General features: G+C 67.4%; 8 protein-coding genes. All 8 read right to left on the bottom strand.

Features of this window, described 5'->3' with window-relative positions:
• Positions 1 to 70 precede the first annotated feature (70 nt).
• The 8 genes from ccsB to CFB50_RS06180 all read right to left on the bottom strand — a co-directional run bounded on the left by ccsB (position 71) and on the right by CFB50_RS06180 (position 16,697).
• Positions 71 to 1,294 carry a c-type cytochrome biogenesis protein CcsB gene (gene ccsB, locus CFB50_RS06215; protein WP_089445257.1) on the bottom strand — a complete coding sequence of 408 codons (1,224 nt, stop codon included), beginning with the start codon at positions 1,292 to 1,294 and terminating at the stop codon, positions 71 to 73.
• Between the two features lie 152 nt (positions 1,295 to 1,446).
• Positions 1,447 to 2,280 carry a c-type cytochrome gene (locus CFB50_RS06210; RefSeq protein ID WP_089445256.1) on the bottom strand — a complete coding sequence of 278 codons (834 nt, stop codon included), beginning with the start codon at positions 2,278 to 2,280 and terminating at the stop codon, positions 1,447 to 1,449.
• A gap of 156 nt (positions 2,281 to 2,436) precedes the next feature.
• On the bottom strand, positions 2,437 to 3,822 hold the full coding sequence (locus CFB50_RS06205; protein ID WP_089445255.1) for a cytochrome C: 1,386 nt from the start codon (positions 3,820 to 3,822) through the stop codon (positions 2,437 to 2,439).
• Positions 3,823 to 3,982: 160 nt separating this feature from the next.
• A complete protein-coding gene (locus tag CFB50_RS06200; protein ID WP_089446042.1) occupies positions 3,983 to 5,713 on the bottom strand; it encodes a c-type cytochrome in 1,731 nt (576 codons plus the stop codon).
• Positions 5,710 to 6,540 (bottom strand): hypothetical protein, encoded by an 831-nt coding sequence (locus CFB50_RS06195; protein ID WP_089445254.1) that lies wholly within the window; start codon positions 6,538 to 6,540, stop codon positions 5,710 to 5,712. Before CFB50_RS06195 ends, CFB50_RS06200 begins: the two co-directional genes overlap by 4 nt.
• A 5-nt stretch (positions 6,541 to 6,545) precedes the next feature.
• Entirely contained in the window at positions 6,546 to 7,385 is an 840-nt protein-coding gene (locus CFB50_RS06190) for an outer membrane lipoprotein-sorting protein (protein WP_174945747.1), read from the bottom strand.
• A gap of 61 nt (positions 7,386 to 7,446) precedes the next feature.
• Positions 7,447 to 7,947 carry a hypothetical protein gene (locus tag CFB50_RS06185; protein WP_089445253.1) on the bottom strand — a complete coding sequence of 167 codons (501 nt, stop codon included), beginning with the start codon at positions 7,945 to 7,947 and terminating at the stop codon, positions 7,447 to 7,449.
• Positions 7,944 to 16,697: a choice-of-anchor Q domain-containing protein gene (locus tag CFB50_RS06180; RefSeq protein ID WP_089445252.1), complete on the bottom strand. Its 8,754-nt coding sequence runs from the start codon at positions 16,695 to 16,697 to the stop codon at positions 7,944 to 7,946. Before CFB50_RS06180 ends, CFB50_RS06185 begins: the two co-directional genes overlap by 4 nt.
• Between the last annotated feature and the right edge of the window lie 10 nt (positions 16,698 to 16,707).

Genomic DNA, 16,707 nt, shown 5'->3' with positions numbered 1-16,707 from the left:
CGTCCGGCTTGTAGTGGTAGTGCTCGCCGAAGTGCATGGGTAGAACACGGTAGAAGCCGTCGCGCGCGTTTCAGAGCTGCCCGTAGCTGTGCAGCCCGGACAGGAACATGTTGACGCCGAGGAACGCGAAGGTCGTCACGAGCAGGCCCGTGAGCGCCCACCATGCGGCCACCGTGCCGCGCAGGCCCTTCATCAGGCGCATGTGCAGCCACGCCGCGTAGTTGAGCCACACGATCAGCGCCCAGGTTTCCTTCGGGTCCCAGCTCCAGTAGCCGCCCCACGCTTCGGCGGCCCACAGCGCGCCGAGGATCGTCGCGATCGTGAAGAACGCGAAACCGACCGCGATCGACTTGACCATCACGTCGTGGAGCACGTCGAGCGTCGGCAGGCGATCGGCGAGCACGCCGCGCGCCTTCATCAGGTACGCGACCGACACCATCGCCGACAGCGCGAAGCTGCCGTAGCCGATGAAGTTCGCCGGCACGTGGATCTTCATCCACCAGCTCTTCAGCGCCGGCACGAGCGGCTGGATCTGCTGCGCGTCGCGCGCGACCGAGTACCACATCAGGAAGCCGACGGCCGCGCTGATCACCAGCAGCACGAACGCGCCAAGCGCGCGCGTGCCGTAGTGGCCTTCGTAATACAGATAGAGCAGCGCGGTGATCAGGCTGAACAGCACGAACACTTCATACAGGTTCGACACCGGAATGTGCCCGACGTCCGTCCCGATCAGGTAGGACTCGTACCAGCGCACCATCAGGCCGGTGAAGCCCATCAGCACGGCGACCCACGTGAGCTTCTGGCCGATCGCGGAACCCGACTCCGAACGCGCGAGCAAGCCGATCCAGTAGAAGATCGTCGCGAGCACGAACAGCGCGCTCATCCACAGGATGGCCGACTGGCTCGACAGGAAGTACTTGAGGAAGAACGCCGAATCGGCGCGCGCGAGATCGCCCTGGTAGATCTGGATCGACAGCAGCGCGAGCACGGCGATCGACGCCATCATCAGCCGCGCGGGCTTCCAGCGCCAGCCGAGCGCGACGAGCGCCGGCACGGCGCCGATCATCACCGCCTTGTCGTAGTCATCCATGTGCGCGTTGTAGTGCACGAGCGCATAGCCCGCGCCCACCACGAGCGCCAGTGCGAACAGCCAGTCGAGCAGCGACAGGCGCGCGAGGAACGGACGGTCGTCGAACAGATCGACTGCCCGAACCTCCCGCAACGCACCTGTTTGCCGATACGGCGACGCGGCAACGGAAGCCGCATCGCCGCGAGAGGATTGCATCGCTTTCATGGCATTCACCGGAATGGAACTGCGCAGGGTTGGAAGAAAAAGAGGCGCCCCGCCCCGGGGGAGACGAAACGCCTAAATGATCACAGCCGGCGCCGGCCGCCTGCCCGCCGCGCGGCACGTGCCGCCTGCGACGCCGATTCGGCGGCGCTTGCTCATTGATCAGCCGGCGGGTTCGTCGGTGCACCGGCCTCCGGCGCGTTCGTCGGTGCACCGGCCTCCGGCTCGTTCATCGATGCACCCACCTCCGGCGCGTTCATCGGTGCACCCACCTCCGGCGCGTTCGTCGATACGCCGGTTTCCATCGGGCTCGTCGATGCACCGACTTCCGGCGGGTTCGCCGGTACGCTGGCCTCCGCCGGGAATGCCTCGACGAATGCCGCGACGGCGCGCATGTCCTGCTCCGTCATGTTCGAGCACACCGACTTCATGATCGCGCCGCGCGGCCGCGTGTCGGTTTCCCGGAAGATCCTCAGTTGCTTCAGCACGTAGTCCGCGTGCTGGCCGGCGAGACGGGGAAACCCGCTCATGCCCTCGCCATGCTGGCCATGACACCCGATACAGGCCGCGACGCCCTTGTCCGGCAGGCCCGACACGAAGATCGCCTTGCCCGTGTCGACGAGCAAGCGATCGCCGACCTCGCCGAGCGCCGCAGGCTGGCTCGAGAAATAATCCGCGAGCTGGTCGATCTGCGCATCGGTCAGATGCGTGAAGCCCCACATGTAGCGCTTCGCATTCGGATCGGCGCGCGCGTGATGCTTGAAGTCGTTCAACTGATCGACGAGATATTCCTTGCGCTGTCCGGCCAGCTTCGGAAACATCGGCGACACCGACACACCGGTCGCGCCGTGGCAGTTCGAGCACACCTGCAGCGCGATGGTCTTGCCGGACACGGCCGGGTTGTCGACCTGCCGCGACCGCTCCAGGTCGTGGCAACCCGCCCCGGCCAGCACCAGCGCAAGCGAGACGATATGGGCCACCTTGTTCATGTCAGGCACCTCCTTGCCGCAATTTCCGACGCCGCGCGAACCGATTCCGTTCGGCAACGGTGCGCATCTGCATCGACACGCGATGCGAGATGCGCGCCACCCGCTCGCTGCGCGTGCTCCAGTCGGCCTGGCGAACGGGGAACGCCGGCCGGGAAGTCAGAACGACGCGACCCATAGGTACAGGAACAGCGTGTCGTTGTCCCGTGCATTGCGACCCGCGCCGTCGTAGTTGGTCGCCGCACCGAGGAACCGCGTGAAATGCGTGTACTGCAAGCCGATCCGCACGTACTGAACCGGTATCCAGAAGATCTCCGGCGTCCAGCCCTGCGTGTTCGGATGGAAGTTCGCGCTGCCCGAATACAGCGTGCTGTCCGCCGTGCCGGTCGTATTGAAGAACGACAGGCTCACGCCGTATTTGTTCTGGTAGATGTACGACGCCTTGAGCCGCAGCGAATCGAGACGCGCCGCCGCACTGTCGCCCAGCACGAAGTTGTTCGGGTCGTGGATGTTCTCGCGCACGTAGCGCGCCTGCGCGGTGACCGTGTGCGGCTCCAGCAGGTACTGGTACTGCGTGTCGAAACCGTAGTCGCGATAGCGTGTCACGCCCGTGCCGAAGATCGGGAAGTTGTTCGGGTCGTTCGGATAGATGTCGACGCTCAGCCCGAACGCGCCGACCATCAGGCTGTGCGGGCCCCATTCGCGCGTCAGCGCGATGCGCGCATACGGGTTGTAGCCGCGCAGATAGACCTGCGGGTGGTCCGGGTTGCCCTCGTGGTTGCCGTGGCTCAGGAACGACCAGATGCCGTCGGCCGTGCTGTAGGCGGTCAGCTCCGCATAAACCGTCTTGTTCCAGTACAGGTAGCCGCCCATGCCGACCACCTGCATCGCAAGACTCCCTTCGAGCACCGGCAGCGCCGGAACGCTGGCGACCGGGCTGATCGTGGACGCGATGTACGGATAACCCCAGGCCGGCGCGGTGTTGAAGACGTCCTGCACGGTCGGGTTGTTGTGCAACGTCAAGCCGAGGATCAGATCGGTCCCGGCGGACATGATCCGGTCGACGAAGCGGAAGTCGGTATTGTCCGACGACCAGTGGCCTTTCCATTTGCCGCTGTCGTTCTGGTGATCGTAGTTCGTATAGGTAAACTGAGCGAATCCACCGATCTTGTCGGTGATCTTCCCGGCGAGGAACACGCTCGCGAAATCGAAGATCGGCAGCGCGTTCTTGGGATTGATCGGGTTGCCGTTGGCGTCGCTGTTGCCCCGTGTCGTGCTCAGGTCGCCGATGGCCATCGCGGCGAGCGGAATCGTGCGCTCGCCCAACGTATAGCCGTTCAGCTTGAACATGCGCCCGTACGGCGTGAGTTCAGGAAACTGTCCGCCGGCATGGCAAGCGACGCAGCTCTGCCCGGTCTGGCGCGCAAAGATCGGCAGCGCGTGCGCGACGGACGCCTGCAGCAACGCGAGCGCCGCGAGCACGGCCAGCCAGCCGCGATATGCCCGGCGATGTCGCGCATCATGGCCGGCCAGGAACGTTGTCATGACGATTTCCCTCCCCGCATCGTTTGCCGCGATACTCCGGCGCGACATCGGAACGTCGCGCGATGACTTCATTGTGCGAAGCACGCATCGGAACCGACATGGGGCGACTCCCTCCATACGCGGTCTGATCCCCACTCCATCCGCAGGCGCGTACCGCCGTTCACGGAACGATCCAGCCTCCGTCGGCGGAGATCTTCGTGCGGTCCGGCCCGGCGAACCGCACGATATAGCCGCCCTTCGACGCGAAGCGCTGCCCGGGCGCGAGCGTCAGGCGCGGGTAGTAGCCGGTCAGGATGCGGCGTTCGAGCATGTCCTGGATGCGCTCGACCAGATACTCGGGCACGAACGAATCGACCACGTGACTCAGCGTTTCGGCGAGCAGGCCGCACGCGAGATAGGTATCCGCCTGCACCTGCGGCGCGACCATCGGTATCTTCCGGATCGTGAACCAGCCGAACGCGTAGTCGACGCGCACGCGCCGCCCCTCGGGCAAATCGAACGGATAGGCGACGCGCGTCACGCCGCGCCAGCTCGTCGGCAGCGGCATGCTGTCGAGCCCGCCGAGGAGCCCCGACACGAACACCGTGTCCGACGCGGGCGGCATAGGGTCGAGCGCCGCGAGATCGGGCGGCCGCAGCCACAGCACGAGCACGTCGTCGCTCGGCATGCGGCGCAACGCGTGCGCGACGCCGTCGCGGGGCGCGAGCGCGTGATTCGACACCGCGATGCCGCGCGCCTTCAGCGCGGCTGCCAGCGCCTGCGCGCCGCGCTCGCCGTTGTCGCCCGCGCGATAGACCTGCCATACCGTCTTCACCGGCCGCGCGCCGGCTTCGTCCAGGATGCGCTTCGCGATCAGGTCCGACTCGAGCAGCACGCCACGCGAGAAGTACACGGAATAGAAATCGCGATCGGTCTCGACCGGCACTTCGACGTTCGGAAACAGACACGGCACGGCCGCCGCTTCGCAGAAGTCGTGGACCGGCGCCCAGTTCCGGCCGCCGAGCCCCGACACCACAGCCAGCACCGGCTGCCGCTCGAGATACGCGTCCAGTTGCGCATGCCACGTGTCCGGCGGCCCGGTGAGCGACCAGACATGCAGTTCCCAGCGCCGATTGACCATGAACATCATTTTTCGCGTCGAGCGCAGCGGCGGCGTCGTGCCGAACGGAAACGCGTTCTTGTCCGCGAAGTAGTGCTGCAGGACGTCGAGCATGCCCGCCCGCTTCACCGGGTCCGCGTCCGGCGTGACGATCGTCGCGAAATGCAGCACCGTGTCCGTCACGCCCGGCAGCCGGCGCCGGTCGAGGCGTTTCAGATACCCGCTCAGCGCGGCCATGTCGGCATCGTCGAGCGCATACTGCGGCATCAGCCCGGCGAGCGGCCGGCCCTCCGAATCGATCCCGTCGCGCACGGCCCGCGCGAGCTGTTCTTCCGTGTACGGTTCGCGATCGGTGCGCATGCCGGGGACGTACGGAATGTCGAGATCCTCGCCGGTCTGCGCGCGAGGATGCACGAGGTAGCGCCACGTGATCGGCGGGATCGTATTGTTGCCTTCCTTCGCACCGAGGCCGCTGCGCCGGTGGCAATTGATGCAGGCGGCCGCGGCACCGCGCAGGCGCACGCCGTCCTGATGCATCGCTTCGAGCGGCGCGCCCGAACCGAGGATGCCGCGCTGGTAGATCGCCGCGCCCGCGTCCGCCGGCGCGGCAGCAGCGGACACGGCGGAGACGGCCGACGCGGTCGGCACGGCGGGCGCCGCCGCCTCGTCGCCGAGCGCCTGCCCTGCGCTCACGCCCAGTACGGCCAGCACCATCCACCGCGCCAGCTGCCTGCGCGACGCCGGCAGGCACACCCGCGCGAGGGCGCGCAGCCGCCCCCGAATGCCGTTCATGGCCGGGCCGTCGGCCCGCCGACGCCGGGCAGTATCGGCCACGCGTTCGCATCGATCGCCACCGGACGGCGTCCGCCCGGCGACGCGGGCCGCGCGAAGATCGCGTCGTCGAGCGGCGGATTCAGCGACACCTTGTCGATGAACAGCGTGTCCTTGGTCGCTGCCGCGGCCGTGCCGCTCTCGATCTTCATCGGGATCTGCAGGCCGTCGATGCGCTTGAAGTTGCTGTAGTTCACCTCCACGGTGATCGGGCCGGCGGGCCCGCGCACCACGCGGTCGGCCTTCACGTCCAGGAACGTATGGCTGTCGATCCACACGTGGCGCACCGCGCCGGATGGCAGCTTCACCGCGAGGCGGTACGCGTCGTGACCGCCGAGCGATTCGACGCCGTCCAGCGCCACGCCGATGCCCTTCGCGTCATGGTCGACCAGCGGCCCGTCGATCACCTGCTCGTCGCGCGCGGACGTCAGCTCGCCCGGCGTATACGGCCGCAGGCTCGCCCCGCTGCTCGCGCCCTGCTTCCAGCCTTCGCGGCCGTCGAACACGCGCACGGCCTTCTGGTTGAGCACGGTGAGTTCGAAGCGCGTCTTGTTCGGCCGCTTCATCGCGAGGATGAACGGCATGTCGCGCACGGGCGCGTTCGGGCTGTCCACATGGCCCGACCAGACCATCGTCTGGATCTTGCGCCATGCATCGGGCCCGCCTCGCGCCGCGATGTTCTTCTCGACGACCTGGTCTGCGGTCAGGCCCTGTCCCGGCAATTGCTCGCACGCGCACAGGGCCGCCATCGCGCAGCCGGCGAGCACCCACGATCCGATCCGTCCCATGGCCGTCACCTCGTCGGGCTGTCCGTCGGGTGACTCGCCACCCGGGCGACGGTGAGCGGCGGCTTGCCGAACAGCGCGTCGTCGGCCGTCTCGTTGAGCGCGACGTGCTCGATCGTGATCCGGTGCGTCTGCCTGACGCCGCTCACGACGGTCTCGAGCGTGTGCGGCATGACCAGCCCGTTCTCCTTGCGGTAATCGCGATAGAGGATGGCGACGCTATGCGTCTTGCCATCCAGTACGCGCGGTTCGCCGTCGATCTTCAGTTCGAGGAAGCTCGACGCGTCGACCCACAGACGCCGCGTCGCGCCGTCCTTCGTCGTCAGCTTCAGCACGTACGCGCGGTGCCCTTCCACCTGCTCCGTGCCGAGCGTCTCGATCGTGGTGCCCTTGTTCGCGTAGTCGATCAGCGGGCCGTCGAGCTCGGCTGACGACGCGGCCGACTTGAGCTGCGCCGGCGTATACGGCTCGACGTCGTTGCGGCCGAGGTACGGCCGGACGAGCCAGCCCTGCGAACCGTCGTACACCTGCAGCGCGGTCTGCTGCTCGAACTGGATCTCGAGCCGGCTCTTGCGCGGGCGCTTCAGCGTCAGCGTGAACGGCAGCTTCACGTTCTTCTTGCCGCCCGCATCGAGCTGGCCCGTCATCCTGAGCGTCGACACCGCCCGCCACGCCTGCAACCCGCCGCGCGCCGCGACATTGCGCGCGGCGATCTGCGCCGCGTCCATGCGCGCGGCCGACGCCGCCTGCGCATTCCCCGCCGCCGAAGCCGCGAAGGCGGCCTGGCCGAAAGTCAGAAAGACGGCGGCGCACGCCGCCGAAATCGACTTGAAAAGAAACCGGTTCATGACTGCTCTCCCCGCATGCAGGCCGCCCGTTGCCGATGCGCGACGGCACGCGTTTATGTGATTACTCGACCACCAGCCCGTCGATATGCAGCGAATCGATCAGGATGCTGACCCGTTCGCCGCGCTTGATCGGCCCTCCCTTGTTGGAAAACACCATCCAGTACTCCTGACCGGCGATCAGCTGGCCGGTCTGCCGCAGCGCGCCGATCTGGTCCATGACCGGAATCACGAGCATCGCGTGGCTCGTTTCTCCGTACAGGTAGACGGTCGACTTCGTATCGGCGAGCAGCCGCGCCTTGTCCGGATCGACCACGCGATAGCTGAAGCGGATCAGGTTGCCCGACGCGGTGCTGCGCACGTGCAGGTCGTCGATGCCTTTCCCCATCTGGTAATAGGCCTTCGCCTCGCGCGGCAGGCTCACCGGCACGTACGGCGAGCGCCGGTGCGCGGCCTCGGCCGGCGCGTCCTGCCCGGCCGCGGCCGGCCGCGGCAGGACCACGGCAACGCACGCGCCGCCCGCGAGCAGCAGCGCCGCTGCCGTGCGCCACGCGGCCCGTTTCACCGCAGCGCCCCGGTGAGCGTGGCGGGTGCCGCCTGTGCCGGAATCGGCGCCGGCGGGCGCGGCGCGGTACCCGGTTGGGTACGGGTCTGCGTCTGCGTGCGATTGCGCGGCGGCGTCTGGGCCGGGGCCTGCAGCAGCACGTTTGACGGCGGCCGCGCGAGCGCCGGAGACTGCGTCAGCGCGCCGGCCGGCCGCGGCCGGGTCACCGGCGGAGCCAGCCGCGCCCCTGCAAGCGGCCGCCTCAGCGCCGGCGCCACGATCGGTGGCAGCGGTACGTTACGGCTGAAGATGGCCGGGATTCCGCCGATGCCCGGGATGCCGCCGACACCCGGGATTCCGCCGCCACCCGGGATGCCACCGCCGCCCGGAATTCCGCCGACACCCGGGATGCCACCGCCGCCCGGAATTCCACCGCCCCCAGGGATAAGCGCGGCAAGGCCGGTCGGCTGGCCCCCCAGTGCGAGCGGGTCGATCGGCGTGCCGCCGCCGAGCAGGCCGCCAAGCAGGCCCGGCGTCACGTACTCGACCGCGCCGATGTCGTAGCCGTTGGCTTGCGGCCGCGGCGTGCCGAAGATGTCGTGATGCGGTGCGCCATGCCCGGTGGCCGCCCCGATCGCCGGCGACGTGCCCTTGATCGAGTAGTTGCCCATCATCACGTTGTAACCCGCACTGCCCGGCGTGAGCGCCTCGTTGAACAGCGACAGCGGCCCGTACGACATGTTGATCCACTGGTTGCCTTCATCGGGCGTGGCCGTCGGCATCAGCCCGAACAGCGGGTTCGGCATCACCGCGTCGGCGATCCCGGGCGGCACGGCGAAGCCGTTCCCGCCGGCTTCCGGCGGCACCCGCGACCCGTTGCAGTACTGGCCCACCGTCTGCGGATCCGCCGCGATGTTGGTCGCGTCGTAGCCCGCCGTGCTGGTCATGATCGAATGTCGCGGATTCATGGTCAGCCCGGACTGGTGATTGGCCGGCCCGGTGTCGCCGTACGCGCCGATATCCCAATAGAACGGCGGGGTCGTGCCGCCCGTCACGCAGTAGCCAGTCGACTGCCCCTTCTGGTTCAGGACCGGGTTCAACGTGACCGCGTTCTGCACGCCGGGGATGTTCGGGTTCGGCTGCGAACTCACCGAGATGTAGAACGAGCGGTTTTGCCAGAACAGGTTGTTGGTCAGCACCGGGTTCGAGAACTTCGTGCAGTTCGGCGCATCCTCGGGACACCTGACGTGCCCGTTGAAATTCGCGGGCGGGACGAACGCTGCCAGCAGGTTCTGCGTATGGGACGTCGTCTCCAGCCCGGCCGGTTGCTGCGTCGAGGTCTCGATGAAGCTCGTGCAGGTCGAGTCCGCGCTGTTCGGGCTGCTCGTGCATCCGGGCGGCGGCACGTTCGACTGCGACGCGGCCGGCGTATTGAACAGCACGCCCGCCGACGCCGTCGCATCGTTCGCGATCACCGTGTTGTTGATGAAGTTCACGCGCACCGCATCCTGCAGCGACACGCCGCCGCCCGACCAGCCGGCCACGTTGTCCGCGATGATGTTGTTGATGACGCGCACCTGGTACCACTTGTTCGGGTTGCCGAGGTTGCGCTGCACGTCCGTGCCGTTGACGTTCTGCAGCCGCAGGCCGCCGCCCTTGCCGCTTTCCGCGGTATTGCCCATGATCAGGTTGCCGTCGATCACCAGATCCGGGCCGATGCCGTCGGAGAGCTGCGGCGCGCAGTCGACGTCGACGAGGCTGTTCTCGCAGAACGTGCCGTCGGGCGGCACGCCCTGCGCGATGATGCCGCCGCCGTACGTCGGCAACGTCGGGTTGTTGCTCTGGTTGAACAGCACCACGTTGTGCGACAGGTCGCCGTTGTAGCTGAACCCGAAGTGCGCGACGCCGCCGCCGTCACCGCTGCTGATGTTGCCGCAGACCCAGTTGTAGTTGAACTTGTAGTAGTCGGCGCCCGAGCAGAGCGTCACGCCACCCGCCGACGACGGCGTGGTCGAGTTGATCTCGTCGCCGTACGACGCGTTCCCCGTCACCGCGTTGTGGTGAACGTTGACGAACGTGTTGTACATGAACGGCAGCTGCGTCACGCCGTCCGCGGCGATGGTGCCGTCGGGCACCTCCACCTGGCCGACCGTGATGCCGCCCGACAGCGTGCCGGCATTGCCGGTCACCCGGTTGTTCGAGACCTCCGTGTAATGGTTCCAGCCGTGCAGGAAAATCCCGCCGCCGCCCTGCGAGCTGTTGGTGACCGTGATCCCGTCGATGCGCGACGGGTTGCACAGGAAGTTGCTGTAGTTCGGGTTGTTCGGATCCGTCGTGCAGTCGTGCCGCGTGAGCAGCGTGCAGACGCCGTTCGCGGTGCAGTTCGCGCTCGGCCTCACACCCTTGCCCAGCACCGTGATGCCCGCGCCTTCATACGCGCCCAGCAGCGACGGCTCCATCAGCAGCTCGCCGAGATTGCCGTTCAGCGTACCGTCCCAGCCGACCGTCGGCTCGAACGGGATCGGATCCGCGTGCCCCTGCATCTGCGTCGAGCACTGATAGGCGCCTGACGGATCGTACGGGTTGTTGGTCGGCGAGATCGGCTTCGTCGGGTCGTACGCGGCCGAAATCATCCCGCCGTCCAGCGACGTACCGAACAGGCACGAGATCAGCCTGCGCCACGGATCGAGCTTGCCGGACGGATGCGTGTTCGCATTGACCGTCACCGACGCGGCGCCGACGCCTTGCAGCCGCACCGGCTTCCACATCACCAGCATCTCGTTGTACGTGCCCGGGCCGACGACGATCATGTCGCCCGCGCTCGCGTTGTCGATCGCGGTCTGCAGCGCGTTGCTCGCGCCGTTCTCGCCGCCGACGTAGGTCGGCGTCTTGCCGCCGACCGTCACCGTGACCGCGTCGATCGAGCGCTTGCCGTTGCCGGCCGTGACCACGAGCTCGCCGCACTGCGTCGCCGGCGCGCCCATCTGCTGGATCGTGCAGGTCGACGGCACCGTCAGCCCCGGCAGCGTCGGAATGCTCAGGTCGGGCACGGTGACGACGATCTGCGAGTCGCTCCACGACACGACCGGCGCTTTGACGCCCGCGATCGTGACCGTACCGGTGCCCTGCGATCCGCCGAAGCCGTAGTGGCGCGTGATGAACTTCTGGTTGAACGGCGCCGCGGTCTTGTTCGGTCCGGTGTACGCGTGGTTCGGCACCTGCTGGTCGCCCAGCGCCTTGATCGTCAGCGTCTTGCCGGGCGCACTGACCCACGGGCCCGCGCCGGCGCCGATCGCATCGCCGGTCACGCTCGAGATCGCCGGCGTCGCATCCGGATACGCGCAGTCGGGCTGGTTGTATCCGTCGGCGAACGCCTGCACCGGCACCACCGGCGTATCCATGTACTGCGTCTGTCCGGGCATGAACGGAATCTCGTAACAGAACTGGCTGTAGGCCGGGTTGTACATCGGATCGGTCATCATCTTGCCCGGATGATTCGGATCGGGGATCGGGCCCGGGTCGTTCATGCACGTGACCATCATCGTCGGCGCATAGCCGGTCGGGTTCGGCGGGTTCACTTCCCAGGTCGAGAAGGTCAGCCCGTTGTAGATGCCCCACTGGTCCGAATAAGTGCGCGAGGTTTCGTTGCCGGAGAAGTCCTTGAACGAGACCGGCACGTTCGGCACCGCGAACTTCTCGCCGAACTGCGGCGAATACGGGTCGAACTCCGACGAGAAGTCGTCGAGCATGAAGCCCGTGTAGTGCGCCGCGACGTGCGTCGAGCTGAAGATCCAGAACTTCGCGAGCACGGATTCCTCGTCGGTCAGCATCACCTCCTTGCGATCGCACAGATGCCGGGACGCGCCCGCGAACGGTGCGACTTCCTTCGAGCCCGGGAACAGGCTGATGTAGTCCGGCACGATGCGCAGCTCGCCGACGCACGGCCAGAACCGCTCGACGCTGCCGGTGTCGCCTTCGGCATGCGGCGTCGAACCGAGGTTCGTGGTCGGGTTCTGCGCATTGTTCTTGTTGTACGTCGAGTTCACCGCGGCCTGGTCGGGCAGGATGAAGATCGCGCCGATCCCGCCGAACTGCTGCGTCACCGGGGCGATGAAGTTGTCGCCGATCAGGATGTTCTTGTCTTCCTCCTTCACCAGTTCATAGCCCGGCGGCACGATGATCTCGACCACGTACTTGCCGGCCGGCAGCATCGGCGTGCCGTCGACGGGGTTCTTGCCGACGCAGATCGTGCAGTTCGACGCGACCGGCTTGCCGTTCGCATCCGTCGCCGTCACGCTCGGGAACTTGTACATCCCGTCATACGGCGCCGGCTGGATCTGGTTGAACACGTGCATGCCGTCGTAGCACTTGAACTGCGCGTTCGCCGGCAGTTGCCGATGCTGCGGATCGAGCCAGTTGGTGCTGTTCTTCAGCGTGAAGTAGAACGGGTCGTTCGGATCCTGGCCCGGGCAGTTCATGTTCGGCGTCACGCCGTCCGCGCGGAAGCCCTGCGCCCAGTCGTCCCAGCTCGCCGTCTTGGTCGTGTCCACCAGCGTCAGGTTGGACGTGCCGTCCGCGGCCGTGCCCTCCTGATACAGGTTCACCGTGACGTTCGGCACGTTGGGCGTCCACTTCGTGTGGATAAGCAGCGTCGGATCGTCGAACGGCCGCGTCGACGCATAGATCACCTCGCCGTGAATCCCGCCGTTCTCGCCCTTCGCGAACGGCGTCTTGCCGAACTCGATGAACGAGTTCTGCCCGGAGAAGCCCTGCCATGCCTCCGAGTTCACCCACGGCGGATCGACCCGGCCGGTCGAGCCGCTGCCGGTCGACGAGCAATCCGCGTCCGCGCAGTAGCGAGCGCCCGGCACCCGCAGGTTCGACGGCACGGGCAAGGTTTCGACCGTGTTCGCGAAATTCCCGGCGATCGTCGAGTTCCCGCTGCCGGGCACGCCGGTGCTGTCGACCGGACCGCCCGCGTCGTACACGACGTGCGTGCCGGTCGACTTGAAGCGCGTCTGGTCATCGTCCACCACGTACCAGTTGAACAACGGGAACACTTCGTTGAACGGCGCATAGCCATTGCCGTCCGTGTTGTTGAAGCTCGAGAAGCTGCCGTCGCGGAACCGCAGGTTGGTCGACGCCAGCGCGATGCCGGGATCGTCCGGGTGCGAGATGCCGTCGCCGTGCAGGTCGATGAAGGTCCGCGTATAGAGGTTCGTCTGCCACTGCAGCACGGCGAGATCACCGACGTCGACCGTCGTGCTCCCGTTGGCCGCGGGCAGCTGGACGGCCTTCGCCAGCCCGTCGACGATCTGGTCGTTCCACTGATCGAAGACCGTGATGCGCGTCGTGCCGCTCGGCAACCCGCTGATCGTGAAGCGGCCCTGGCTGTCGCACTTCGTGAAGCCGTAATCCTCGCCGTCCGGATCGCCGACGCTCACATAGCATTGCGAGAACGCCAGCGAATCGTGCGAACCGCTACTGTACAGATTCTCGTTCGGCGGACGGCCGTAGTGCAGGTTCGTCACGCGGCCCGTGATCGTGTTCGGGCACGCGCCGGTGTCGCACAGCCCCGTCTTGGCCGTGTTGGTGCGCCGCGCGTTGATGGTCTTCGGATTCGCGAAGCCGATCGACACGTGATAGCCGGCCGGCCCGAACTCCTGGAAGTACGCGGGCCCGCCGACCTTGATGAACGCGTCGTGCGCCTTCTGGCCGTCAAGCGTGTTGGTCTGCAGCCATTCCTCGCCACGGCCGATCCGGTCGGCGGCCGGCGTCGCGATCACGCCGTAGCGGCCCGGCATCAGGTTGGCGATGACCGCCTGGCCGACCAGCGGCGACAGCGTCTTGCCGTCCGATTCGAATTTGGGGCAGGTCGGGATCATGCCGACCAGGCCGTCGGTCGCCGTCGTGATCGGGCACGCATTGAGCCCGGTGAGCGGGTCGATGGTGCCCTGCAGCGAATTCGACAGCGGCATGTTGAACATGTCGTAGGTCATCTGCCCGGTCGGGTCGCCAGTGCCACCGGCGTCGTCCCAGAGCTTGATCTCGAAGCCGCCGAGGCCCGGCTCGCGCGCGGTGCCGAAACCGTCGGTCCCGCCGCTGACATCCACTTCGCCGTTCAGCGGCGCATCGTCCTCGAACACGAACACCGACAGCTTCGCGGTCTGGTACGGGGTTTCCGTCAGCAGCACGTTGAGCTGCCCGGCCTGGCCCGCCGCGGTCTGCCCGGCCTTCGCGGCCGTGATCTGCGCGGGCGAAATCGGCGCGCCGCCCATGCTGTGGCCGCACTTGCCGGTGCCCGGCGCGAAATCCGCGCCGCTCGGGCCCGACGGGCAGTCGAGCGCGATGCTGAATTGCCGCGTGGTGTTGGCGGGCGGCACGCCGCCGCCATTCACGAACGTGTTGCCCGCGTCACCCGGCAGGATCGAGATGTAGTAATGCTTGGTCGGATCGAGCGCCACGTACTTCGGATCGACCGGCGTCTGCTGCGAAACGTTCGTGCCGGTACGGCACGCGCCGTTGCCGACGTCGCACACGGTCGGCAGGTGCGTGTTGGACACCGGGTCGTACACGGTCTGCCCGGATTCGCACGCGACGGTGCCGACGCAGCCGGCCGCCACCACCGGCATGTAGCTCGTATGGAAGTTCGTGCCGAGACTCGGCACCGGCAGCGGCGGGCAGTTCGCCGGCCGCGACGTCGTCGAGTTCACCTGGCAGGCCGGATCGATCTGCATCGTGCGGTCTTCCTCGATGATCCAGCGATAGTCGGTGAGCTTGACCATCTTGTTCGGTGCGACCGCATCCGGCGCCATGCTCGGCGCATCCATCACGTTCACGACCAGCCCGCTGCCGGGATTGAACGTGACCGTCACGGTCCCTGCGTTCGCGCTCGTCTGGTTCTGCGTGTTGGTGACCTTGTACTGGAACGTCATCGTCTGCGCGGACGCACCGGCCATCGGCGGCGTCGTCGGCGCCGCGGTAAACGAGCCGTCCGGATTCAGCGTCACGGTGCCGTTCGTCGCGCTCGACGCGACGATCTGCGCGGTGAGCGGCAGCCCGGACGGATCGCTCGCGCTGGCGAGCACGCCGGGCGCGCCGATCTGAACCTGCGACGCGATGTTGCTCGAGAAGCTCGCATTGCCGGCCGTGGGAACCGACAGGCACTTGTTGCTCGTGGTGCAGGCGGTCAGCGTCACCTTCGCCGTCACCGGCGGCGTGCCGTTGGTCGACTGATAGACGAAACTGTCGTTCGTCGCGCTGCTCGACAGATACGTGAACGTACCGTCCGTGTTCAACGTGAGCGTGCCGCTCGCGGGCGGCGTCTGGACCTTCACGCCGTACACGCCGGAGTCGTTCGCGATCACGCCCTTGGCCGGATCGGACACGGCCAGCGTCGTGCCCGGCACGAAGTAGTAGTTCGCGCCCGCGGCGGTCGGCGTTTCGCCGACGCCGGCGGTCGCCGACGGTTGGGCGTTGTTGACCGCGATGTAGCCTTGCATCCCGCCATCGCGCATATTGTTGGTCGACAGGCTCAACTCGCGGTCGTATACCGGCATCGCACCTGCGGCCGGCGCGTTCACCATCACGTCGTAGGTCTTGCCAGCCGCCATGAACACGGCGTTCTGGATGCGCGCGGCGCCGGGAATCACGTTACCGTCCTCGGCGATCAGCGTGAAGCCGGGAACGGACGGATTGCCCGTTTGCGCGCCGACCACGGCCGGAACGTGCATGCGCAGCCCGGCGTTCACCATGCGCACGAGCACCTGCCCGGTCGACGGCGGCACGGTCGCGCTCGGCGGAAAAGCCGACGCGTTCGGGTTGGTGCGATCGAAGGCCACGCCGTTGATCAGGTAATAGCGCGGATCGTAGTTCACCACCGGCGGATAGCAGGTGCCGAACGTGACCGACTTCGAGTCGCCGCACCCGCCGGGCTGCCCCGACCACGCAGCGGTTTCGCTGAAGCCCTTGGTCGCGACGGCCGCGGCGACCGCGGCGTTCTGCACCGGATCGATCTCGCTCATCACGAGCGGCACGTCGGCGTCGTAGCACGACGCCGTCTGCGGATAGGCCTGCTTCGTCGATGCGCACGTCGAGCTGGGGACGCCCGGGCTCTTCACCACCAGCACCCCGTAGAGGCCCATCGGCCCCTGGATCGACGGGTGCGTGCCCGACTCGAGCAGGTAGGTGCCGGGCTTGAGATTGGTCCAGGTGAGCGTCGTGTGCGATTTCGGATCGGTCGACGGCGCCACCTCGGTCCCGAACGACTGAATGCGCGGCCCCTGCGCGGGCGGCACGAACGATGCCATCGGCGCGGTCGAGGTCGCCGTGACGATCGGCCAGGTCGTGGCGGTCTGCGTCGGATGGGCCGGGCTCGGCGTGGTCGTCGGCTTGTCGCCCAGACCGCCGCCCAGCTGGCCGACGATGACGAGCGAGGTCGGCACGGGCGCAGGCAGGTTGTTCGTCAGGTTGATCTGCAGCTGCCCTGCCGGCACGGTGACGACCACCGGCGACCAGTTCGCACCGGCGGCCGGATTCGCCGCCGCGCAGGTCGCATTGGCGGCCGGCATCGCCGCAACGGCGGCCGGCGTGCAGCTGTAGCCCCACATCGGCACCGCCTGCCCGTCCGGCATCAATGCCGTGGATGCCTTCGCCGTCAGATTGACGACCGCTTGCGCGAAACATGCTTCGCCTGCCGTCAGCAATATGGATGCCGCGACCCCCGCCTTGAACAGATCAAGGAGCGTCGCCGTGAGCTTGGTGGATCTCATCGCCTTTCTC

Source organism: Burkholderia sp. AU33423 (genome assembly GCF_002223135.1).
Classification (GTDB): Bacteria; Pseudomonadota; Gammaproteobacteria; order Burkholderiales; family Burkholderiaceae; genus Burkholderia; species Burkholderia lata_D.
Note: the sequence above shows the minus strand (reverse complement) of the source record. Positions and strands in the feature narration are given on the sequence as shown.

What these genes read in the sequence shown, in the direction of transcription:
- CFB50_RS06190 (WP_174945747.1), bottom strand. Translation starts at nt 7,385, where the DNA reads ATGAACCGGTTTCTTTTCAAGTCGATTTCGGCGGCGTGCGCCGCCGTC.
- CFB50_RS06195 (WP_089445254.1), bottom strand. Translation starts at nt 6,540, where the DNA reads ATGGGACGGATCGGATCGTGGGTGCTCGCCGGCTGCGCGATGGCGGCC.
- ccsB (WP_089445257.1), bottom strand. Translation starts at nt 1,294, where the DNA reads ATGAAAGCGATGCAATCCTCTCGCGGCGATGCGGCTTCCGTTGCCGCG.
- CFB50_RS06200 (WP_089446042.1), bottom strand. Translation starts at nt 5,713, where the DNA reads ATGAACGGCATTCGGGGGCGGCTGCGCGCCCTCGCGCGGGTGTGCCTG.
- CFB50_RS06210 (WP_089445256.1), bottom strand. Translation starts at nt 2,280, where the DNA reads ATGAACAAGGTGGCCCATATCGTCTCGCTTGCGCTGGTGCTGGCCGGG.
- CFB50_RS06205 (WP_089445255.1), bottom strand. Translation starts at nt 3,822, where the DNA reads ATGACAACGTTCCTGGCCGGCCATGATGCGCGACATCGCCGGGCATAT.
- CFB50_RS06180 (WP_089445252.1), bottom strand. Translation starts at nt 16,697, where the DNA reads ATGAGATCCACCAAGCTCACGGCGACGCTCCTTGATCTGTTCAAGGCG.